The organism is uncultured Ilumatobacter sp., from assembly GCF_963980585.1.
In the GTDB taxonomy this organism is placed as follows: Bacteria; Actinomycetota; Acidimicrobiia; order Acidimicrobiales; family Ilumatobacteraceae; genus Ilumatobacter_A.
This window is the reverse complement of sequence record NZ_CAXCAM010000031.1, coordinates 1-22,135: the sequence shown is the minus strand read 5'-3', so window position 1 is coordinate 22,135 and position 22,135 is coordinate 1. Positions and strand designations below refer to the sequence as shown.

General features: G+C 62.5%; 17 protein-coding genes. 6 read left to right on the top strand and 11 right to left on the bottom strand.

What is annotated here, in order from left to right; genetic code table 11:
- Positions 1 to 40: 40 nt before the first annotated feature.
- The 4 genes from ACH2DW_RS10840 to ACH2DW_RS10825 form a co-directional block, all read right to left on the bottom strand.
- Positions 41 to 475, bottom strand: coding sequence for a hypothetical protein (locus tag ACH2DW_RS10840; RefSeq protein ID WP_394929764.1), 435 nt, complete (start codon positions 473 to 475; stop codon positions 41 to 43).
- 57 nt (positions 476 to 532) lie between these two features.
- Positions 533 to 1,948, bottom strand: a complete 1,416-nt coding sequence (locus tag ACH2DW_RS10835) for an MFS transporter (protein ID WP_394929763.1) — start codon at positions 1,946 to 1,948, stop codon at positions 533 to 535.
- Positions 1,949 to 2,012: 64 nt separating this feature from the next.
- Entirely contained in the window at positions 2,013 to 3,506 is a 1,494-nt protein-coding gene (locus ACH2DW_RS10830; protein WP_394929762.1) for a DUF5719 family protein, read from the bottom strand.
- Entirely contained in the window at positions 3,503 to 6,955 is a 3,453-nt protein-coding gene (locus ACH2DW_RS10825; RefSeq protein ID WP_394929761.1) for a glycosyltransferase, read from the bottom strand. The genes ACH2DW_RS10830 and ACH2DW_RS10825 overlap by 4 nt, the downstream gene beginning before the upstream one ends.
- Positions 6,956 to 7,028: 73 nt before the next feature.
- Between ACH2DW_RS10825 and ACH2DW_RS10820 the strand changes: the two genes are divergently transcribed.
- Positions 7,029 to 7,232 (top strand): hypothetical protein, encoded by a 204-nt coding sequence (locus ACH2DW_RS10820; protein ID WP_394929760.1) that lies wholly within the window; start codon positions 7,029 to 7,031, stop codon positions 7,230 to 7,232.
- Between the two features lie 18 nt (positions 7,233 to 7,250).
- The gene (locus ACH2DW_RS10815; RefSeq protein WP_394929759.1) at positions 7,251 to 8,594 is read left to right on the top strand and encodes a lipopolysaccharide biosynthesis protein; all 1,344 of its coding nucleotides are present in this window, start codon (positions 7,251 to 7,253) and stop codon (positions 8,592 to 8,594) included.
- A 16-nt stretch (positions 8,595 to 8,610) separates the two neighbouring features.
- On the opposite strand, the gene ACH2DW_RS10810 is transcribed toward ACH2DW_RS10815, so the two are convergent.
- The gene (locus ACH2DW_RS10810) at positions 8,611 to 9,600 is read right to left on the bottom strand and encodes a GDP-mannose 4,6-dehydratase (RefSeq protein WP_394929758.1); all 990 of its coding nucleotides are present in this window, start codon (positions 9,598 to 9,600) and stop codon (positions 8,611 to 8,613) included.
- Between the two features lie 70 nt (positions 9,601 to 9,670).
- Between ACH2DW_RS10810 and ACH2DW_RS10805 the strand changes: the two genes are divergently transcribed.
- The gene (locus tag ACH2DW_RS10805) at positions 9,671 to 10,813 is read left to right on the top strand and encodes a glycosyltransferase family 4 protein (protein WP_394929757.1); all 1,143 of its coding nucleotides are present in this window, start codon (positions 9,671 to 9,673) and stop codon (positions 10,811 to 10,813) included.
- Positions 10,814 to 10,842: 29 nt separating this feature from the next.
- Complete coding sequence (cofD, locus tag ACH2DW_RS10800) at positions 10,843 to 11,811, top strand: 2-phospho-L-lactate transferase (RefSeq protein WP_394929756.1); 969 nt, start codon at positions 10,843 to 10,845, stop codon at positions 11,809 to 11,811.
- Here cofD and ACH2DW_RS10795 read toward each other — a convergent pair.
- The 6 genes from ACH2DW_RS10795 to ACH2DW_RS10770 form a co-directional block, all read right to left on the bottom strand.
- Positions 11,800 to 12,705, bottom strand: a complete 906-nt coding sequence (locus ACH2DW_RS10795; protein ID WP_394929755.1) for an NAD-dependent epimerase/dehydratase family protein — start codon at positions 12,703 to 12,705, stop codon at positions 11,800 to 11,802. The two genes, cofD and ACH2DW_RS10795, sit on opposite strands and share 12 nt — an antisense overlap.
- Positions 12,706 to 12,737: 32 nt before the next feature.
- A complete protein-coding gene (locus ACH2DW_RS10790) occupies positions 12,738 to 13,742 on the bottom strand; it encodes a sugar phosphate nucleotidyltransferase (protein WP_394929754.1) in 1,005 nt (334 codons plus the stop codon).
- Positions 13,742 to 14,581: a hypothetical protein gene (locus ACH2DW_RS10785; protein ID WP_394929753.1), complete on the bottom strand. Its 840-nt coding sequence runs from the start codon at positions 14,579 to 14,581 to the stop codon at positions 13,742 to 13,744. The genes ACH2DW_RS10790 and ACH2DW_RS10785 overlap by 1 nt, the downstream gene beginning before the upstream one ends.
- Positions 14,582 to 14,673: 92 nt before the next feature.
- A complete protein-coding gene (locus ACH2DW_RS10780) occupies positions 14,674 to 15,837 on the bottom strand; it encodes a glycosyltransferase family 4 protein (protein WP_394929752.1) in 1,164 nt (387 codons plus the stop codon).
- Between the two features lie 107 nt (positions 15,838 to 15,944).
- Positions 15,945 to 17,057: a glycosyltransferase family 4 protein gene (locus ACH2DW_RS10775; RefSeq protein ID WP_394929751.1), complete on the bottom strand. Its 1,113-nt coding sequence runs from the start codon at positions 17,055 to 17,057 to the stop codon at positions 15,945 to 15,947.
- A 74-nt stretch (positions 17,058 to 17,131) separates the two neighbouring features.
- Positions 17,132 to 18,262, bottom strand: coding sequence for a glycosyltransferase family 4 protein (locus ACH2DW_RS10770; RefSeq protein WP_394929750.1), 1,131 nt, complete (start codon positions 18,260 to 18,262; stop codon positions 17,132 to 17,134).
- Between the two features lie 127 nt (positions 18,263 to 18,389).
- On the opposite strand from ACH2DW_RS10770, the gene ACH2DW_RS10765 reads away from it, so the two are divergent.
- Both ACH2DW_RS10765 and ACH2DW_RS10760 read left to right on the top strand, forming a co-directional pair.
- Entirely contained in the window at positions 18,390 to 19,358 is a 969-nt protein-coding gene (locus ACH2DW_RS10765; RefSeq protein ID WP_394929749.1) for a GDP-L-fucose synthase family protein, read from the top strand.
- A 561-nt stretch (positions 19,359 to 19,919) separates the two neighbouring features.
- Positions 19,920 to 22,135 (top strand): M36 family metallopeptidase (locus ACH2DW_RS10760; protein WP_394929748.1); only part of this gene is annotated, 2,216 nt, incomplete at its 3' end.

The window sequence follows — 22,135 nt, the reverse complement described above, 5'->3', positions numbered from 1 at the left end:
AGCCGTCGCTCAGACAACGCCGAGTGACGCACAACGCCAGTCAGTGCCCAGGCGCTGAACCCGGTTCCCGGGCTTCGGCCACAGCTGCCCACATATCGGTGGCATTGACCGGGCCGAGAAAGTGCTTGCGAGTGACGCCTTGTGCATCGCTCACGACGAGCGTCGGCACGGCATCGATCTTGTACTTTTCGTGCAGCGCTCGTGCATCGCCGTACTCGACGACAGCAACAGCCACTTCACTGGATTCGAGGATCGCGGCCCGCTCGGCCACGCCCGCACACACGTCGCACGTCGCTGAACTGAAGACCGCCACCAACCATGGCGCATCGGGACGGACGAAGTCGGCGCGGTCGAGTTGTTGTGGCACGTTGTACTCGCGCTGGGTGGGGGCGTCGGCGGTCCGCCGCTGCCGACTGACCAGGGCAACGACACCCACAACGGCGATGAGCACTGCGGCAATGATGAGACGTTCCATCGAGGCTTCAGGCTAGGTGCGAGCGCGGCCGATGCAATTCGCATCAAAACCCGCCGATCAGGCCACGCGGCTTCGACTCGATCCCGACGGGAACGTCATCGCCACGACGAGCGCGCTCACTGCGTAGCAGCCGCTGACGAACCACCACGCCAGGTGATAGTTGGCAACGACCGTGTCGCCAGCCCCTCTGGAGATGATGGCGATCGCGACCGAGATACCCAAGGCGTAGAACACCTGCTGCGTCGTTCGAATCATCGCGTTGGACGTCCCGAACTTGGCGGGCTCAACGTCCGCCAGCCCAGCGCTCGCCCAAGTGGCGATCGTGGCCCCGACACCGATTCCAACCAGCACGGACATCGGCACAAATCGATTCCACACCGCCGGCTCGCCCGTGAGCACGAGTCGATACCCGAGGTAGCCGGCAGCACAGCAGAGGCTGCCGACCGTGAGAATCCAGCGATGGCCGACACGATCGGCCCACCTCCCGGCAAACGGCGACACCGCCGCGGCAATGAGCGGGCTGAGCATCAACGCCGCGCCGGTCGTGACCAACGACTGGCCCCACAGCTCCTGCAGGAGCAGAGAGTTGACCAAGAAGCCCGAGGTGAAGGCCATCGAGTAGAACGCTAAGCCGAGATTTGTACTCGAAAACGATCGATGCCTGAACAAGTCGAGTTCGATCAGAGGTTCGTCCTGATGAGCAGAGCGACGGACCAACGCCGCGATCAGGGCGATGCCGACGATGAACAACGCGACGGTGGTGGGGTCCGTGAGGCCAGCCGACTCGGACCGCACGATCGCGAACATGACCGCTGCAACACCGGCCGTTCCCAACGGCACGCCGAGCAGGTCAACACGACCGGTTGCGGCCGGGTCCTTGGACTCGGTCAGCAGCTTCGGCGCAATCGCCAGCACGATGAGACAGAGCGGCACGTTGATGAGAAAAATCCCTCGCCATGACCACGCGTCGGTGATGAACGCGCCCAGCGCCGGTCCGGCAACTGCGCCCAATGCTCCCGTCGCTCCGGTGATTCCAATGACCGTGGACCGCTTGTGCGCCGGAAACGCAGGGAGCACCACAGCGATTGCCGTCGGCGAAATAATCGCACCTCCGACGCCCTGCACGACGCGCGCCGCAATCAGCAGCCCTGCGCTCGGTGCCAGACCAGACAGCATCGACCCGAGCATGAAAATGGCCACACCGGGAAGAAAGAGCCGTTTGCGTCCGAGGCTGTCGGCGTAACGACCGGCCACCATGAGCAACGACGCAACGGTGATGTTGTAACCGGAGATCACCCACCCCAACGTCGCGTCTGATACCTCAAAGTCATCACGAATTGACGGGAACGCAACGTTGACCGCGGCGACATCGATCACGACGAGGAAGAAGACCAAGGTCGTCACCCCGACGGCCATCCAAGCGTCGCGTCCCGGTTCGGGCATCGCGTTCGGATCAACCATCGGTTCGCTCACCGTCACTGACCGTACCCCTGCAGCGGGATCCTCTCCGACCGGCCCGCGCCCCGGCGAGAAGAGGTCAGAAATCAGAAGCGGGCAGCGCCCATGAACCCGAACGCCCCGAAAGCTCTCCGCCCCGTTCGAGCGACCGCTCGATGAAGACACGGTTCGAGGCGTTCACGATGAGTTCTTGCCCCAGCGCATCAGGTGCGACGAGGTCGATCGTGAGCACGGCGCCAGGTCCGAGCGGAATATCGGTGAGACTCGGAATCGCCGACGGGCCACCAGGGCCAACCGCTTCGATCGTGATCGTCGCCTGCTCCTGATCGACGTTGTAGACGACCAGGGCGGCCTCCGTCGGCTCGGTCGGTCCGATGCCGACATGCCAGCGGTTTGCCACAAACCCATCGGGCCGTGGCGGTGCACCTTGCACGACGCTGGTGGCGATGGTCTCGCCGAACGGTCGCGTGAGGACGCGTTCCACAACCACCGAGGGGTCCGACAACGTCGAAAAGACAATCGCATGGCGCCCATTCGGGATGCGCGTCGCGAAGAACCCGGAATCGGACGTGGCATCAGCGGCGTCGTCGGCACCTTCGAACGGCGCGAACACCACCACCTGGCGCGCCGGGACCTCGATGGGGGCGAACCCGCCGCCATCAAACTCCAAAGGGAGCCCTAAGAAGAACGGCGTGACCGAGACGTCGTTGTCGGTCGGGTTGTAGATCGAGAAGGTCTCGGTGACGCCTTCGCCGCGTTCGCCATCGGCGAACCACCACTGGTCGCGCAGCGCTGGTGCCGCCAACGAGACGTCGTAGCCAAGGCGGCCCGCGCCCGTGAAGTGTTGTGCTCGACCCACAACGAGACGACCACTCCGAGTCGTGACGCTCGCCGCAATGATCGGCTCGTCACGGTTTCCGAGCTCGGCAATCGAAATCACCTTCACCGACTTCGGTGGAACCGAGAATCCTTTGAACGCGTTGGGCTCACTGAAGCCGGACTCGGTTGAAAACGTGAGGTCGGTCAAAACGAGGTCGTCGTACGGGTTGGTCAGCACGAGCGTCTCGGTGCTCCCCCCTGCCGTGAAACCATCGGCGAGGTGCCATTCGCTCGAGGTGTCATCCGCGCATGGGGTGACGGAGTCGCCAGCGGGATGATTGGCCACCTGCTCGACAAACCCCTGCCCGCCATCAATCTCGACGACCACACTTGCAAACGCCGCCGTGACGAACGCATCGACATCGATCGTGCTCTGGGACCACGCGCCCACGCTGAAGCTCTGCTCGGCTGCAAGTCCCTCAGGACTGAGCACGGTGAACCGACCTTCGAGCACATCGCTGGCACGATTGGAAATCACGACCGAACCGCCGACGCCGTCCTCGCCAGTCGCCGGCACTCCGGGACAGAACCAGCTGCCGGTCAACGAACCGATGTCCGTCACCGATGGCATCCACGTACCCGCCGGCGATGAGAACACCGGAGCCGGCCGCTCCTCGGTGTTTCGCCCAACGACGACGAGGGCGATCATGCCGGCCAACACGATGATGAAAGCAGGAATCGAGCGGCGGTTCATCGGTCGCCCTCGTTCTGATCCCCAGCCGACTCATCGACCCTGCCGTCAGTCAGATCGGCGTCCACCTGCTCGGCATCAATGGACTCGATCTCGTCGCCCATGTCGTCATCATCGTGATCGTTGGCCTCGTCGATTTCGCCGCCGACATCGTCGGTGTCGTTGCCGTCGCCGTCGGCGATCGGGAGCACCTGGGCTCGGGCAACCTGCCCAGTCATGTCAAGACCCGGATCGAGGACCGGCCACGCGACCGCTCCGGTGAGATCGTCGAAATCAATCAGCGTTTCGTCGGCGACGAGCGTGCCCCGGCGCCGGGCCAACGGAATGCTGACCCGTGCCGCTGCGAACAACACCGCGAGCCACAGCACCACTTGCACGAGCAACAGCAGCAATCGCAATGACGGACTCGAGTATTCGAGGACGGCATTACCCTGTCGCTCGACATCGAACGCGGTGGTCACACCGAACGCCCGGCGAGGCTCGATCGACTCCCCTTCAACGGTGAGCGACCAGTTCTCGTCGAACGGCACCGCAAGGTGAATCACACCGGGGACAACGTCGTCAGAGGATGCTGCGGTCTGATCCGCGCCGAGGAACGCCGGTGAAGCCGAGGACAGATCCGCCCGGACAAGCGCACCTGCCCCAGCCGATTCACTCGCCTCCGCCGTAGTCCCGGTCAACTGACTCACCACTGGCAACCATGCCGTGTTCGCGAAGACTTCGAGCGTCGGCAGCCCGGTCACCGAAGTCAGGTCGAGCTGGTCCTCGAGTGCTGAGATCAGGCCACCAGGCAGCGGCAGCGGTTCGGCAGTCGTCGACTCGACGTTGTCGAACTCCGGAACCACGATAAAACGAATTCCAAGCGGGGCGAGGAGTCGCCCGGCTCGCAACGTGGAAGAACTTGCCATTTGGTCGAGGGCCATCTCAACCGCATCGGCCGCATCGCTGTCAGGTGCAGCCCAACGATCTCTGATGTCGAGTGGCCTGTCGCCAATCACCGCGTACGACACGCCATCGCGATACTCGACTGCGGGAACCGGCAGCAGCCTCGCGTCGCCGACCAGCAACACGTTGTAACCACCAACACCGGGATCGATCAGCGGTCCATTCTCATTGCTCTCCTCGAGCACGCGATCCTGAGCGTCGTCGGGCAGTTGCGCCTCAATCAGCACCGAGAGCGGTGTCGTCGGGGTGTTCCATGCCCCATCGCCCAACGCAACGACACCAGGAAACACTCCGATGACAACGCCGACGCTGGCGAGCAGGCCGAGCGGCTGACGCCACCCGAACGAACCCCCGCGGACGTCCAGGTCGAATGCAGCCAACGCTGCGGCCGATGAGATTGCGAGTCCCACCGCCACCGGCGCGAGCAGCACCCCGGCCTCCGGTCCGTTGAACGGCAGCGATCCGCTGTCAGCCAAGATCGCCGCCGCGCCGAAGACGACAACCAGTAATCCGGAGCGAACCGCCCACGTCAGGCGCCAAGCGCGGCCCAGCGCGATTGCAGCAATGACGGGCACGTACAGCGCCAACGAGAGGTACGCGAAGTCGGCAATGCCGATCTGGAACGACGCCAGGTCGGCGAGACCGACACCGGGGTCGCCAATCGGTGGCGGACCGACGAGTTGCTCCCAGGACCAGGAGGGAAACCAGGGAAAGTTCAGGAGGAGCCCACCGATGGACGCTGCGATGCCTACGCCAACGTAGAGGAGCGCGGTCCGCCACGGCGCGAGCGCCAGCAGCGTCGCCGCTCCGAGCACGATGGCGATCGCGAGCGCCACAAACACCATCACCGGGGTAAACGCTGCGGCGAGTCCGATGACAAGCGCCGCTCCGGCCGTCCGACGGGTGCGTTCTGGCCAGGAAAGCGCAACGACACCGTCGGCCAGGTCAAGTGCGGCACTACGCGGGTCGGCTGTCTCGACCCCGACGGCCCGACGGATCGTGTGCACGATCCATGGCGACGAAGCGAAGGCGATGAGCACCGTCAGTCGACCGGTCGACATTGCCCCGACAACGAGCGGACTGGCTGCATAGACGACCAGTGCAGCGATTCTTGCTCGGACCGATGGGAACACGGTGGCGAGCTTCCAGACGCCGATGAGTCCGACGATCACCAGACCGATAATGAACCCGGTGTGCAGGGCACCCATCCGGAACAGCGTGAACACCGACAAGCCGGAGAGCGTGGCCCATCCGGTCGGATTGGCTGACGTTGCACCGAACCCATTGCCGTTCCAAGCGGACGTATACGACGACAGCAGAACACGCGGACTCTCGGGCATCGACAGAAACTCCCCGACGGCGGGAACCCCGCTCGAGATGAACTGCCTGCTCCCGATCAGAATCGCCGCAAGTACACCGATCCATGCCAGCACCGGTGCGGTGGTGCTGTCCTTCCACCGTCGGATGCTCGAATCTGCACCGACGAATGTTGCCGTCTCGCGGGTGCGAAGAAATCCAGTGAGCCGAGCACTGCCACGAATCTGCAGACCGAGCACCTCACGTTCGGGAACTCGACGCAATGGCTTGACCGCACGGCGACGAGCCAGGAGTGACATCGAGCGGGGCAGCAAACCGACCAGCGCGCGCAAGGACGCCCACGCTTCTCTGAGGCGTCCGGTGAAGATCCCGCCCACCAACTCGGCGAGCGTGAGCAGCACCAACTCCAAGGTTCGACCGGGCAGGCGCGTCGACCCGGTCAATGTCGCGACAGTCCGCATGCGGTGCTTGGCCTTGAGCATGCCGTGGTGCAGATCAGGTCGCCGCTTGGCCAGCTCACCGCGGTGACGTACACGAGCGGTTGGCACCACGATGACGCGGGCGCCGCTGTGATGAAGGCGCCAGCACAAGTCGATGTCGTCCCCATAGAACGAGATCGACGGATCGAAGCCACCGATTTCACGGAACAGGTCGGCACGCGCGAGCAGGAATGCCGAAGGCAGCGCGAACACATCGCGAACACCGTCGTGCTGCTCCTGATCCATCTCGCCAACTTCAACACCCACGTCGATTTCCCCAAAGCGATCGACGCCAAGCCCGACCGTCTGGAGCACGCCCGGGTCATCCCATTCGACGATCTTGGGCCCCACCATGCCGGCATTCGAGCGATAGATCTCTTCAACGAGCAGGCGAACCGCATCGGGTTCTGGAGCGACGTCATCGTGACAGAACAGGAAAAATCCCTTGTCGCCTTCGACAAGCCGCAGCACTTCATTGGCGGTCGCTCCGAACCCCAGATGAGCCCCGACGGTGCGGACGAATGCCTTTGGCATCCGCACCTTGATCCGAGTCTGCAACTCGTCGTCTGCGTCCGATGCCAGGAAGAGAAACCGAAGATTGGGGTAGTCCTGATCGGCGAGCGCGTCGATCGTCTCGTCGAACCACTCCCCCGGTTCATGCACGACGACGACCACGACGACGGGCGGCGCCTGTTGAGTTTCCAGTTCCACGATGGAGCGAGGCTAGCTGCGCTCTCTGCCGTGCCAGGGTCATGCCCGGGAGCGGCGGGGTAGCCTCTGTCACATGACGCCCTGGCACTCGGTCGACCTGACCAACTTCGACGTTGCTCCCGCTGCCCGTCGCGCTCGCAGCGTGTCGAACTCCGTTGCTCAGCGAGCTGCCGACGTCGCCAAAGATGCGACCTACGTTGGCGTTGGACTCGGATTACTCGCGTTCCAGCGCGCGCAGGTGCAGCGACGAGAAATCGAACGCGCGCTGCGCAGCTGATCTCCCACCTCGTCGTTCATGACCCCCTCAGACTCCCCCGACGCGCCGCCGTCGGCCCCCCGCGACCGAATCCCGCTACCTGAAGGCACGATTCCCGTTGGCATTGCCCTCCTCATCGCAGGCTTTGCAACGTACGCCTTCTTCAAAGTCGGTGTCGCTGCAGTCGGCGGCGATGAGGAATTCGAGCCGATCACGTCGCTGTGGTTTACCACCTTTGCCCTCGCGCCCGGCTTCTTTCTGCCCCTCGAGCAGGAACTCGGTCGGGCATTGGCCCATCGCCGCGCAATCGGTCAAGGCACACGACCCGTCGTGCGCAAGATCGTCCTGCTCGGCGCCGGACTCACCGCCCTGGTGGTGCTCGTTATTGCCGCAGCGAGCCAGCTCCTTGCCGACAGCCTGTTTGACGGCAACATGTTCATGGTCCTGGCCCTCGTGCTGGCATTCTCTGCATACGCCCCAGCGCACCTCGCTCGCGGCATCTGCTCGGGCAGCGGTCGCTTCCGCGAGTACGGCATCATCTTGGCCTCGGACGGTGTTGTGCGGATCGTGCTCTGTATTGCTCTGGCCGTTGTCGGGGTCACCGCAGCCGGCGCTTACGGGCTGGCTGTTGCCGTCTCGCCGTTGTTTGCTGTCGGCTACGTCTACATCCGCGGCGGATTGCACACTGACGACGGCCCACCCGCATCCTGGATCGAAGTCACCCCCAACCTGGGGTGGCTGCTGCTCGGCTCCATTTTTGCCGCATCGCTCCTGAACGCCGGCCCGATTGCCGCCAGCCTGCTCGCTGACGACGATCAGGCTGCGCTGGTCACGCAATTCAGCTACGGCGTACTGCTCGCGCGTATTCCGCTCTTCCTGTTCCAAGCCGTCCAGGCCGCACTGCTCCCGCGTCTGAGCCGACTTGCCGCTCGCGGCGAACTCGATGAGTTCCGATCTGGGCTGAAGAAACTGATGTACGTCGTGCTGGTCGTCGGCGTGGTCGGCACGTCAGGGGCGTTCCTGCTCGGCCCATGGGTGATCGAGATCGTCTATGACGCTGAATTGTCCGGGCGGACCCTGGCGCTCCTCGCGTTTTCCAGCGCGTGCTACATGTTGGCGTTGGCGACTGCGCAGGCGGTCATTGCCCTCAAGGGTCACGCATTGGTCGCACTGGGTTGGGGCATCGGCGCGGCCACCTTCGTCGTGGCGACCTATTTGGGGGGCGAGGAAGTCTTCCGCCGGATCGAGATCGGCCTGCTCGCCTCGTCGATCGCAGCAATGGTCAGCTTCGCAATCGCGTTGCGCTACAAGCTGCAGTCCGGGGCCACCCCCGATCAGGGCTCGATCATGGATGCCATCACCGATATGCCCTTCGAAAGCTGAAACTCCGGACGACCGTTCAGCTGCGGTTGGCTTTGGCAGCCTCGAGAGCGAGGTCGTTGTCCACCATCATCTTGACGAGTTCGTCGAAGCCGACCTTGGGTTCCCAACCGAGCACGGCCTTGGCCTTGGCTGAGTCACCGATCAACAGGTCGACTTCGGCAGGACGGAAGAACTTCGGGTCCTGGCGCACATACTGCTCCCAATCTTCGAGCCCCGCGTATGCGAATGCCTTCTCGACGAACTCCTGCACCGTGTGCGTCTCACCAGTCGAGATCACGAAATCGTCCGGCTCGTCCTGCTGCAACATCATCCACATTGCCTCGACATAATCGCCGGCGTAACCCCAATCGCGTTTCGCATCCAAGGTCCCCATCACCAACTCGTGCTGCAACCCCAGCTTGACCCGAGCCGCAGCGTTCGAGATTTTACGGGTGACGAACTCGATGCCTCGGCGCGGACCCTCGTGGTTGAAGAGAATGCCGGACGAAGCATGCATGTCATAGGACTCGCGGTAGTTCACGACAATGTCGTGACCAAACACCTTCGCGCAGCCGTACGGCGACCGAGGATGGAACGGAGTCAGTTCGGTCTGCGGAGTCTCACGGACCTGTCCGAACATCTCCGACGAGGACGCTTGATAGAAGCGGATCGGGTTGTTCTGCGCCCCACCCACCATGCGGATTGCTTCGAGCATCCGCAGCACGCCCAAACCTGTCGTGTTTGCCGTGAGTTCGGCCTGACTGAACGACAGGGCGACAAAGCTGATCGCTCCCAGGTTGTACACCTCATCAGGCTGCGCGATCTGCAACGCGGCAACCAGCGACGGCAGGTCAGCCAAATCGCCAGGAATCAACTCGACGAACGGCATTTCTTCTTGCAGCTTCGCGGCTCGCGGGTTGTTCTGCCCCTTGATCATCCCGTAGACGTCGTAGCCCTTCCCGTGAAGGAACTCAGCGAGATGATGGCCGTCCTGGCCCGTGATACCGGTGATGAAAGCGCGTGGCATAAGGTCGAGAGGCTACCCGGCAGACAATCCTCAACCTGCGCAAGCAGGTCGCTCGGTACTATCGCTGAGGATGAGTGATCGGAGCACGCCAACTCGATCTGGGGGACGCTCTCCATCCCGCCGGCTCAGCATCGGTTTCGATGTCGGTCCACTGCACGGGCATCGCACCGGGGTCGGGCAGGCCGTCAGAGGCACACTCGACGCACTCCGCGACACCGACACAGTTGAGATTTCGCCGTATCTTCTCAGCCTCCGGGCGCGCCCTGTGTCGGGAATCCGCAAGCTTCCGCTCCCTGCTGCGGTGGCGCACCGCTGGTGGCGTCACCCCGCTCCCCCGGTCGACCGCGTGATCGGCCGGCCCGACCTCGTCCACGGCACGAACTACGTCGTGCCACCAACGCGTTGCCCGCGACTGGTCTCGGTCTACGACTGCTGGTTCCTCGATCATCCCGACGACGCAACACCGGACGTCCGTCGGGCAGGCGACGTCCTGCGCCGGTCGGTACAGACGGGTGCCCACGTGCTGACGTGTTCCGATGCAACCACGACTCGGGTCCGCGACCTTCTCGACACCGACGCAGTGACCACGGTCCTGCTCGGCCCCCCACCCGCTCCAACGGCCGACGGTTTCTCGCCTGTTGACGTCGGCATTCAACCAGGACAACCATTTGTGTTGTCGCTTGGCACGGTTGAACGACGCAAGAACGTTCGATCGCTCATCGCTGCATTCGAACGGCTCGCCGCTGAACACCCGACCGTACGCCTCGTGATCGCGGGCGCACCTGGCAACGACCAGGCAGCAGTCGATACCGCGATCGAACGGTTGGCCCCAACGATTGCTGATCGGATCATCCAGCTCGGTGTCGTCGACGAGGCACTCAAGTCACAACTCCTGGGTCACGCCACCGCGTTGGGCTACGTCTCGCTCGATGAGGGTTTCGGGTTTCCGCTGCTCGAAGCGCAGCAGGCAGGGCTGCCGATCGTCGCGAGCACTGCAGGATCCATCCCCGAGATCGCCGGCTCAGCGGCACTCTTCTCGTCGCCCCACGACATCGATGCCATCGCAGCAAACCTGCACTTGGCCGTGACCAGCGACGCCGTTCGTTCGAAGCTCGCGCTCCAGGCGAGCCGCAATCTCGACCGGTTCTCATGGGCGACCACTGCGTCGCTTCTGACCAATCTGTACCACGACCTGGTGAACGGAGCACGATGAACGCGACCACGGACACAACACTGCCCACGATGGCTGCGACGCCCACCGTCACCGTGGTTTCCGGCGGCGTCGGCGCCGCCCGTTTTCTGAACGGGTTGCTCGATGCAATCGATCCGGCGAAGGTGACTGCAGTCGTCAACACCGGCGACGATACGCAGCTCCATGGCCTATCGATCTCGCCCGACTTGGACACGATCATCTACACGCTCGCCGACGCGACCGACCCCGAGCGAGGATGGGGGTTGCGGAACGAGACGTGGACGGCGATGGGCGCACTTGAGCGATTCGAGGCGGTGCGTCCCGAGGGGTCAGCGGCGGCAACCCGTTGGTTCAATCTGGGCGACCAAGATCTTGCGACGCATTTCTATCGCACGGCCCGTCTGGCTGAAGGCGCGAGCCTGACCGAAGTGACTTCGGAAATCGTCGCCGCTTGGGGGCTCGGACTGCGGCTCCTTCCGATGACCGATGAACGTCGAGCCACCGTCGTCACCACGACAACCGAGGGCGACGTCTCCTTCCAGGACTACTTCGTTCGCCTCCGTCACAGTGTTCCTGTCACCGATGTGCGCTTCGAGGGCGCCGCCCAACTGAGTGACACCGCGCGACACGCGATGACCAGCGCTGAAACTGTCGTCATCGCGCCATCCAATCCGCTCGTGTCGATCGGCCCGATCCGATCACTCGATGGCACCGACGACATTCTGAGCGCCCGCCGCGACTCGGTCGTCGCAGTGTCCCCCATCGTCGGCGGAGCAGCACTCAAGGGACCCGCCGCACGCATGATGACCGAACTCGGCCACGAAGCGTCCGTGGTCGGCGTCGCTCGGCTCTATGCATCGATCGCCAGCGTTCTCATCGTCGATCCGGCGGATGCAGATCTGGCCGACGCCGTCGTTGCCGAGGGCATGCGTTGCATCGTCACCCCGTCCATCATGTCGACGCCAAAGATCGCTCGAACGCTCGCCGACGTGACCCTCGCCGCGGTGTCAACCCGCTGACCGCACACGGGCCAGACCATCGGCCAGGTCGGTCCACGATGACCAGCCCAGGTGGATCCGGGCGCGTACCGATGACACCGCAAACCGTTGGAGCTCGTTGCGACGCGCCGGGAGTTCGGTCGGATCGTTGACCACGCCACCGCTCATCTGCTTCCACAGGTCGCGCACCGCGGTTTGCTGCCCCGTGCCAATGTTGATCAAGAGTCCGCTGCTCCGATCGGCAGCACGCACCAGTGCGTCGACCACGTCATCGACGTACACGAAGTCACGCGTCTGACGCCCGTCGCCATGGAGTTCCGGCTGCTCGCCTGATACCAGCGCATCGTTGAACGCAGCGACCACGCCACCGCCCGGAGCTTGACGCGGCCCGTACACCGAAGCAAGCGACAGCGCGGCGAACTCCAGTCCTTCGGCTTCTCGGTACTCACTCAGCACGTCCAGCACAGCCCGGGCGACGACGCCGCGCACGCCCCGCGGCACCGGGTCACTTTCCTTCACCGGGAGCGAGTTGGCTGCGGGATGCCCGTACAGCGACGTCGCCGGCAGCGCGACGACGACACGTCCGACACCGTGCTGCCGAGCGGCTTCGATCACGGCGAGTGAGCGAGTGAACGAAGCACCGTGGTCTTGGATCGAGGCGGCTCGGCGAGGGAACGCAGCGAGGTGAAACACGACGTCGGGGCGTCGCATCCCGATCAACGATGCGGCCTCGGGAGACGCTGCGTCGAGGTGATGAATCTTGATGCCGCCACCGACAGCGCGCGCCTCGGCCAAATTACCCAATGTGCCCGTGGACAGATCATCGATCACGTCGACCTGGTGAGATTCGGCAAGTAAGCGGTCCACGAGGTGCGAACCGATGAAACCGGCTCCTCCCACCACGACGACGTTCATGTGGCGACGCTATCGAGAGGATCGAGTGCGAGTCAGGATGCCGGGACTTCGGGCACGGTGCCCGCAGTCAGCACGGCACCGTCAGCGACGACCCCGTCGGCGCCCACCATCGAGGCGTCGACTCGCGCGCCCTCACCGACCCGGCCCATCACGAGCGAGGCCTCTACGGTTGCAGCAGATCCGACATGCGCTCCTGGCAACAACACGCTGTCGACGATTCGAGCGCCTGGCGCAACAACTGCATCGTCACCGATGATGCTGTTGAGGATGATCGCCGCTGCATCGACGGTGGCAGTTCGCGACACCGCCTCACAGTGATCGTTGACACGTCCTCCCACTAAGAGGTCGAGATTCGCTGCCCGGTACAGGTCTGGGCGACCAGCATCGATCCAATAGTCCTGCGTCGCGTGGCCGTACAGACAACCTGCCTCGACGAGTAACGGGAACGTCGACCGCTCGATGGACACACGCTCGTTGTCAGGAATCCGATCGAGGACCGAAGGCTCGAACACGTAGGTCCCGGCGTTGATGAGGTTGCTCGGCTCGGTACCTGGGGCCGGCTTCTCGACGAAGTCGGTGATTCGGTCACTGTCACCGAGCGCAACAACGCCGAAGGCCGACGGGTCCTCGACACCGATCAGATGCAGCGTGGCCTCCGCCTCACGACGGCGGTGCGCTGCGACCAGCTCGCCAACGTCAAGGTCGGTGAGCACATCCCCGTTTGCGACAACGAACGTACTGTCGATGCCTGCCTCATTGGCAGCGAACTTGATAGCCCCGCCTGTGTCAAGTGGCGCTGGTTCAACGGCGTACGTCAGCTTCACATCGCCGCACCGGCCACCCGGAAACGCCTCCATAAACGGTTCGGGCTTGAACCCGAGCGCGAGCACAACCTCGGTGACCCCGCCACGACCGAGTCGGTTGACAAGTCGCTCGATCATCGGCCTGTGACCGATGGGCAGCATCGGCTTTGGGATGTTGTTGGTGAGTGGCCGGAGTCGCGTTCCGAATCCGCCGACGAGAACGACGGCGCGCATCAGCCGTCGGTCTGGTTGTCGCCGGCGGTGATCGTCGGGGCTTCTTCGCCAGGAACGGTGGTCCCCCCAAAGAGCTGACCGTCAGGCAATTGCTGCCCGCTATCGATGGCTCCAAGTGTCGGGAGATCCTTTGCCCACGGTGGCATCTCGATCTCGGTGTTGTCGGGCACGAATGCCACGGTGAACACCATTGCGTCCTGGTCGACGCGGATGCTGTCGAATGCTGCGATGTAGGTTGTGCCGTCGTCGGTGTCGGTGAAGTTGTCCCACACCACGACCTGAATGGCTCCGGGAACTTCCTCGCCATCGACGGTGCACGTCGTCTCGCCGCTCTCGAACACGCCGTCTTCGTACTTGTCGCCGAACGCTGCGTTCAGCTGGGCCTGCTGATCAGCAGGCCACGTCATGCCGCCGGCATCGAGTTCAACGTCGTACACGTTGAGGAAGACGTCGAACGTGGCTCGTCGGCCGACAGCCGCCCGTGAGTTGGGATGCCAGTGGATGACACCGTCGTCGTGGCTGTGGATACCCGTGCGGGCGAACTCGGTGTTGAGAAAGTTGCCGTTGGCGTCACGCTCTTCCGCGTCACCCTCGACCTGGATCCATTCGCCGCAGATATTGAACCCGTAGCCCACGTGCCAGTGGTCTCCGACTTGCGGGTCAGAGGCATCGGCAGCGGGTCGGCTCTGCCTGGCGTACACGACGAGCGCGAAGCCCAGAACGATGACCAGAGCGACGACCATGGGAAAGAGAGTGCCGCCTTGGAAGCGAACTTTCTGACCCTTGCCCTTCTGCGCGAGCCGGGCGGCTTTTTTGGTGGATGAAGAGGAGGATGCCACGAGGATCGGAGGTTAGCGGTGCTGGCCCCGGTTGCGGGATCACCCTCGATGGACGACACCTCGCCGTACCGCAAACTCCCTGATCAGGCAACTCACAATTGCCCAAGCAATCGGTCGTATGCCAAGCCGACAGCTGCCGGAGATGCGTGCGTTTCAACCCATCGACGGCCATTGGCGCCCATCTGGGCACACCGCTCAGGATCGGCCAGCAGAACTCGCAGCGCAGCGACGAAGGCTCCGGCATCGTCGGGCGGCACCGAGATGCCCGCTCCGGCAGCTTCGAGAATCCTGGGCACGGCCGTCGCTTCGTCGATGGCAGCGACGACCGGACGGGCCGCAGCCAGGATCGAGTACGTCTTCGACGGGACGGACACTCGCCCGAGGCCTGCCTTGAGCGGCACCACGTGAATGTCACCGGTGGCCAGGAGTTCGCCCAGCCGGTGCGCTTCGATGTATCCGGCGAAGTGCACATTCTCGAAACCGATGGCCGCCGACTCGAGGGTAGATCGTGCCGCCCCATCGCCGTTGATCAGGAACGTCACCTCCGGCAGCGCGCTCGCTGCAGCGAGCACGAGCTCCAGCGACTGGGAGAAGCCCACATTTCCGGCATAAAGCACGACCGGACCGCTGCCGAGGCCAAGCTCGGCGCGATAGCTGGTCGCACGATCAGCTGGCGCGATGGCTGCCGTGTCAACGAAGTTCGGGATGACATGCACGCGCTCGCGGCGGGCGGGCGCCATCTTGGCCGCAACGTTGTCCCGAAGGTCATCGGAGAGCACGGTGACCGCATCTGCTGCGCGGTAGCTGATTCGCTCAAGCCACCGCGCGGCGCTGATGACGAAGGGATTTGAGATGGCTCCGGTATCGACCGCTGCGTCGGGAAACACGTCTTGAATGTTGAAGACGAGCGATGATCGACGCATCTTGGCGACAATCCACCCGGTGAGGCCAAGGGTCAACGGAGGAGACATTGCGATGACCGCATCAGCCTTCCGAAACCAGCCACCGGCGCGCAGCCCTTGGACACCTGCGAGCATCGAGTAAGCGAGGAAGCCGGCCGCACGTCGGATCAGATTCGTCTTGTCATCACCGGGGAACGGGTGCACCCTGGTGATCGAACCCCACGGGGTGTTTTCCACGCGCACCCACGAGCCGGTCCATTCGGGCTCGATGGCATGACGGCGATACCAGGGCAACGCTGTGACCACGTGCACCGCATGCCCGAGCGTGACCAATTCGTCGACAATGCGCGTCATCACTGTGCCCGTTGGCGCCGTGTCAGGCTGGAAATGTGGGCAGATGACGATGATCGGGCGGCGGGCTGCTGGCGGCCCTCCGTCAGTTGCTCGGGAAGATGGGCGGCTCATTCGAGTGCTCGACGGTAGGCCGAAACAAGCGCAGCACCCGAGCGCTCTGCAGTGAAGTCCGCGCTCCTGCGACGGCCAGCGGCCACCAGCTCCTGCCGCCGTGCGCCGACGTCGTCAAGAGCGCCGGCCCAGGCGTCGGAGTTGCGAGGCAGCACGATGCCAGCATTGCCCACAACCTCAGCGACCGCCGGCTGGTCCGCGGCGATGACCGGCGTCCCCAGTGCCATCGCCTCGACCACCGGTGCCCCAAATCCCTCGTACTCGCTGGGGAAGACCATCGCTTCAGCGAGCGCCAGGAATCCGTCGCGGTGCGAGGCTGGCACGCGACCCGTCCGAATCACGCGTCGTTCAAGTCCAAGCGATGCGATCTTGGCCTCGATGCCCCGATCTGCGCTCCCCGCGCCTCCCAGCAGCACGAGTCGCAGGTCAGGATCGTCCCAGTGTTGGGACATGACCTCCAGCAGAAACTCATGTCCCTTGTGCGGATGCGTGATCGCCGGATACACCAACACGCGGCCGTCACCGAGGCCGTAGTCGCGTCGGAGCTCGAACTCAGTGGGGGCATCATCGCCGATTCCCGCTTCGACCCCATGAGGCACCACGATGACTCGGTCAGGGTCGGCTCCGAGTTTCTCGATCACCGTCGACCGCACCCATTCAGTCGGTGTCGCGATGACTGCGGCTCGCTTGACAGAACGCGGGACCACCTCGCTGAGATATCGCAGCTTGTTGCGTGAGTGATATTCGGGGTGGGTGAGGTACTGGAGGTCGTGGATGGTGAGCACGATGGGCCGGCTTCCCACCGCAGGGGTCGTACCTCCGCCGTGGTGGACAATCCCGGCACGCCGTGTACGCCTGCTCAGCCACACGTGTTCAGCGAGCACACGGCGCGGACGCTCGTGCCCGGTGATTCCTGCCACGACCATCGGATACAGATCGGCGAGGTTCGGATGCGCGCGAGCGAACGACTGCACGACATAGAGCGTGGGCAGGAACTCGGACTGCTGCGAGGCCAGTCCCAACAATTGCCTGACGAGATACTCCTCCGACCCACCGACATCGCCCGGAACACACCAGAGGAGGTTCACCGCGACGTCGACTGCGGACACACGTTGACCTGGGCGCGGGCCACTGACCGGTCGTTCGAGGCCGGCCCCTCTGCCCGACTGTTGCCTTTGGTCCGTCATGGTTCCATCGCGTCGCCGCCTGCAGGGGCGAGTTCACGATAGACGTCTCGCGTCCGTTCAGCTGCCGCAGTCCAGGTCAATTCGCCCGCCCGCCGGGTACCCAGCGCTGCCAGTTCTGACGACCGATCGTTCGCTTCATCGATTCCGTCGGCAATCGAAGCAACGTTGCGTGGGTCAACCAGCACTGCCGCACCGTCAGCAACTTCCTCAGTCGACGTCCCGCTACTCGTGACAACAGGTGTCCCCTGCAGCATCGCCTCAGCAACTGGGAGTCCGAACCCTTCCCGCTCACTCGGATAGGCGAAAACCGTGGCCGCCGCGTAGAGCGGCCCGAGGTCGGCGTCGGGCACGTAGCCGAGAAAGCGGACATTCGGGGTTCCGGCCTGAGGTGCTGCATCGCCCCAGCCGGGTGCACCGGCTACGACGAGTGGCTGATCCGGCGAACGTGTCGCCATCGCTGCCACCAGTCGGGCGAGGTTCTTCCTCGGCTCGATCGTGCCGACAAACAGCACAAAGTCATCCGGGAGTTGATAATTGCGCTTCACCCGTTCGACCGCAAACGGGGTCGCAACACGGCCGTCGACGCCCAGTGGCACGAGCCGCAATTTCGTCGCGTCGATACCCGCTTCGATGCAATCATCAATGGTCGCCTGGCTCGGGCACAGGATTCTGTCGGCACGACGCTTGATCACCTCAAGGCTGCGCATCATCACCCGTACGCCATGCGAGGAGAACATGTCGGGATCATGAACGAACGCCAGGTCGTGCAGGGTCACCACCAACGGAGCAGCGGTGCCACACGGGACGAGTCCAGTGGCATGCGCGACATCAATCGGACCGATTACCGACTCGACTTTGGGCCAATTCAGGCGTGTCCACGTCTCGTACAACCACGGTCGCGCCAGCGGCAGCATCGCGACTTTTCCGGTGGGCCGAAAGTCAGCCGTTGGAGTGAGTGCGTGCCGACCCGCTACTTGGTGAATCTCAACTTCGGGATCAGCCTCAAGCACTCTGGCAATCCGCAACGCTGCGCGTGCGGTTCCGCCCGGACTCGGATGCCAGCACTGTTCGAGCGTGTAGGCCACGCGGATGGGTCGCGCCGACTCGTCAGCCGTCTTGTTCGTCACCGCCGCGCCTCCATGGCTGCATCATCGCATGCCCGGCCAACCGCCGACCGGCCAATCGCTGGCAGTATCCTGGTTGTGATGAGCCGTGCCGACCAGCGTTCTCCGATCAGTCCGAGCGGTCGCTGACGTGACATTTTGGACCGGCCGTCGCGTCGTGGTGACCGGAGGTGCGGGATTCTTGGGCCGTCGCGTGGTCGCCCTGCTGGAGGCCGCCGGCGCGCGGGTCGTCGCACCGCGCAGCATTGATGTCGACCTGACCCAACCTGGGCACGCAGAGCGAATGATCTCTGAGCATCGGCCGAGCGAGGTGTTCCATCTGGCTGCGCAGGTCGGCGGCATCGGGTACAACTTGGCCCAGCCAGCGCCGTTGTATCTCGCCAATCTGCTCATGGGGACGCACATCATCGAAGCTGCTCGGCTCGGCGGTGTCGACAACACGATCCTGGTGGGCACGGTCTGCTCGTATCCGAAGTTCACCCCGGTGCCGTTTGCCGAGACCGACCTGTGGAACGGCTATCCAGAAGAGAGCAACGCTCCATACGGCATCGCCAAGAAGGCCCACCTGATTCATGCGCAGGTCAATGCGCTGCAATATGGACAGCGCTTCGCCTACATCATTCCAACCAATCTTTACGGGCCGGGTGACAAGTTCCATCCATCGGTGTCGCATGTCATCCCGGCGCTGATCAAGAAGTGTGTCGAGGCCGCCGAAGTTGGCGCTTCGCACGTCGATGTCTGGGGAACCGGATCGGCTTCTCGTGAGTATCTTTATGTCGATGATGCGGCGCGAGCAATCGTCCGCGCCGGCGAAGTCGACGCTGGAGACGGACCACTCGAGCCAATCAACCTGGGCGCTGACCGCGAGGTCACGATCAAAGAGACGGTTGAAACCATCGCTGAACTGGTCGGTTTCACCGGCGAATTGCGATGGGATCCATCCAAACCCGACGGACAACCACGTCGCGGGGTCGACGGGTCACGAGCAAACGTCGTCCTCGGGTGGAAGCCGGAAATGTCATTCGATGAGGGGTTGCGGGCCACGATCGACTGGTACTTGGCCAACCGTGCCGAGGCCGAACGAGATCCACACGCCTGATCAGTCCCATCCATCCAGTTGACAACGCCAGGCCCAACTGCTGACCAAAGCGCTGCCACCAGGGCGGATAGGCTCGTTGACGTTGAGTCCACCTCGCTCGGATCGACACATTTTCGCTCTTCCGAAACCCTCGGCTTGCTAACGTGTAGATGAATCGTAGAAAGGTTTCGGGGTATTTCGGTGCGAAAGCAGGCAGTAGCGGCTGGTTTAGCCGTAGCTCTAGTTTTCTTGGTCTCGGGTCGAAGTGACGAACCACAACAGCCAGCGAGCGGTTCTAGTGAACAAAGTGTGGTCAGGGCGCCATTTCCACTCAGTTCCGAATCTCTAGCAGAGTCCGATCCCCTAACAGAGTTAAATTTAGAGGCAATAGAAATCGCAGTAGAGCACCTCACGAGTCCGAGGACAAAGCGGCCGAGCGGCCCCCGAAATTCTCTTCCCCGAACCTCCAATACTGTTGCGACCACCGGCGAGCTGCCGGGGTCGACAACGACAAGCGTTAGTGAGATCGATGATCTAAACGCGGCGGCACCCGACGCGGACATCTCGGTAGACAACAAAGATTTGGCAGTTGCTGTACAGGATTCTGCTGAATCCATCAAGGCCGGGGAGTTGGTTGTGAAAGACGTAATTCCAACACAGCACAACGGAGTAACTCACGTCTACCTTCAGCAACAGCAGGGAGGAATAGACGTTGCAGGTGCGATTGCCAACGTTGCGGTGAAGGACGGCGAGGTTGCTTTCGAAGCTTCTGATGAACTTTCCCTTGCAGCATCCGGAGCGGAAGCGATGCCCCTCGGACCGCTCGATGCCCTGCAGAACGCCGCGCTCGCCCTCGATCTCACTCCAACAGCGCCAACCCTGGTCTTAGAAGAGGCCATCGGTCCCGACCGTGCCCAATTGTTAAGCGATTCCGGGATAGCCGGTCGACCGATTCCCGCTCGGCTTGTTTATCAACAAATTGACAGAAAGTCGGTCCGCTTAGCCTGGGAATTTGAAATCGAAACGATCGATCGCACAAATATTTGGCAAATTCGGATTGATACTGAGAACGGGGAGGAGTTAGAACGCAACAATCTCATTGTCCATGAAACCTTTGATGTAAATATCCATGCAGATCACTCTCCTAGTTTCCGTTCAACATTGCCAACCTGGTTGACCAGAGCTACGGAGAGGCAAGTGGCAGGTCAATCCCCCTCTGATCCGTCAAGCTCATATAGAGTGTTCGCTCAGCCACTCGAAGCTCCCTCGTTTGGCGAACGGAGCGTGCAATTTGACCCCTTTGATATAAGCGCATCTCCGCTCGGGTGGCACGATACCGATGGCGAAATCGGCAGCGATTCTACTTTGACCGTCGGAAATAATGTTTCCGCATATAGCGATTTAGATAATCTCAATAGGGCAGCTACCGGCAGTCAGCCCGACGGAGGGGATAGTCACAACTTTGACTTTCCGATCAATTTTGACGGCCCTGCATCGGCGTACACCAAAGCTGCAGTTACAAATTTATTTTACTGGAACAATGTCGCCCACGACTTCCTTTACGCCTATGGATTTGATGAAGAAGCAGGGAATTTCCAGTTCAACAACTATGGGAACGGCGGCGAAGGAGGAGATCATGTCCACGCAGAAGCGCAAGATGGTGGGGGCACAAATAATGCAAACTTTTATACTCCCCCAGATGGGAGCAGTCCCCGGATGCAGATGTATCTTTGGACCAACCCTGAGCGAGATGGTGACTTTGATAACGGAATCATCCTCCATGAGTACGGACACGGACTTTCCATTCGTTTAACCGGGGGTCCCTCAACAAGCAGCTGCCTCAATAACAAGGAACAGGCGGGCGAGGGCTGGAGTGACTACCTCGGTCTGATCGCTACAATGACGACAAGTGATTTGGGCTCCGACGGGCGTGGGATTGGGACGTATGCCCTTGGTCAAACGAGAAACGGTCCGGGCATTCGTCAGTATCGGTACAGCACTGACTTAGAAGTTGACCCTCGAACATACAGCTCCATCAAAAATGCTTCCGTGCCTCACGGAGTCGGGTCAGTTTTTGCAGCAATGCTTTGGGAGATGACTTGGGGGCTTATCGAAGTCCACGGATTCGATAGCAATCTCGCTCGGGGTAGCGGTGGAAATAACCTTGCAATGCAGTTGGTAGTCGACGGCCTAAAACTGCAGACCTGTTCCCCGGGCTTCATTGACTCACGCGACGCAATACTCGCAGCTGACGCTATCAATAATCAATCTGCCAATAAATGCATTATTTGGACAGCCTTCGCCAAGCGCGGTCTGGGCTACAGCGCAACTCAGGGTAGCTCCAGCTCGGTGGCTGACGGGGTCGAAGCGTTTGACCTAGATCCCACTTGCCGTCCTCTGACACTGACGAAGAGTTCCCCATCGGCTGAAGCTTACCCCGATAGCGAAGTCGACTATCTGCTAACAGTCAGTAACCAACAGGGTAACGAATCGCAATCAAATGTTGTTGTCACTGACTCGCTACCCCTTGGAACGAGCTTTGTTGAAGCATCAGCAACCTGCGGTGGGACGACGAACTCAGGTGTGATTACATTTAGTCTTGGGTCACTTGAACCCGGAGAAAGTCGAGAATGCGGCTTCAGTGTCCGCACAGCCGCAGGCGATTGGTCGATAATCGAACTCGACGACGACTTTGATTCGCTGGACGCGCTCTGGGGATCCACGTCGTTGAATGGTGACAATCCAGACTGGACAAGCATTTCCACCACCGATGACCCTGATGCTGGATTCTCGACCGG

Excerpts from the sequence above, each read along its gene's own strand:
- cofD (WP_394929756.1), top strand. The coding sequence starts at position 10,843 with ATGGCTGCGACGCCCACCGTCACCGTGGTTTCCGGCGGCGTCGGCGCC.
- ACH2DW_RS10795 (WP_394929755.1), bottom strand. The coding sequence starts at position 12,705 with ATGAACGTCGTCGTGGTGGGAGGAGCCGGTTTCATCGGTTCGCACCTC.
- ACH2DW_RS10810 (WP_394929758.1), bottom strand. The coding sequence starts at position 9,600 with ATGCCACGCGCTTTCATCACCGGTATCACGGGCCAGGACGGCCATCAT.
- ACH2DW_RS10840 (WP_394929764.1), bottom strand. The coding sequence starts at position 475 with ATGGAACGTCTCATCATTGCCGCAGTGCTCATCGCCGTTGTGGGTGTC.
- ACH2DW_RS10815 (WP_394929759.1), top strand. The coding sequence starts at position 7,251 with ATGACCCCCTCAGACTCCCCCGACGCGCCGCCGTCGGCCCCCCGCGAC.
- ACH2DW_RS10790 (WP_394929754.1), bottom strand. The coding sequence starts at position 13,742 with ATGCGCGCCGTCGTTCTCGTCGGCGGATTCGGAACGCGACTCCGGCCA.
- ACH2DW_RS10830 (WP_394929762.1), bottom strand. The coding sequence starts at position 3,506 with ATGAACCGCCGCTCGATTCCTGCTTTCATCATCGTGTTGGCCGGCATG.
- ACH2DW_RS10780 (WP_394929752.1), bottom strand. The coding sequence starts at position 15,837 with ATGACGCGCATTGTCGACGAATTGGTCACGCTCGGGCATGCGGTGCAC.
- ACH2DW_RS10820 (WP_394929760.1), top strand. The coding sequence starts at position 7,029 with ATGACGCCCTGGCACTCGGTCGACCTGACCAACTTCGACGTTGCTCCC.
- ACH2DW_RS10805 (WP_394929757.1), top strand. The coding sequence starts at position 9,671 with ATGAGTGATCGGAGCACGCCAACTCGATCTGGGGGACGCTCTCCATCC.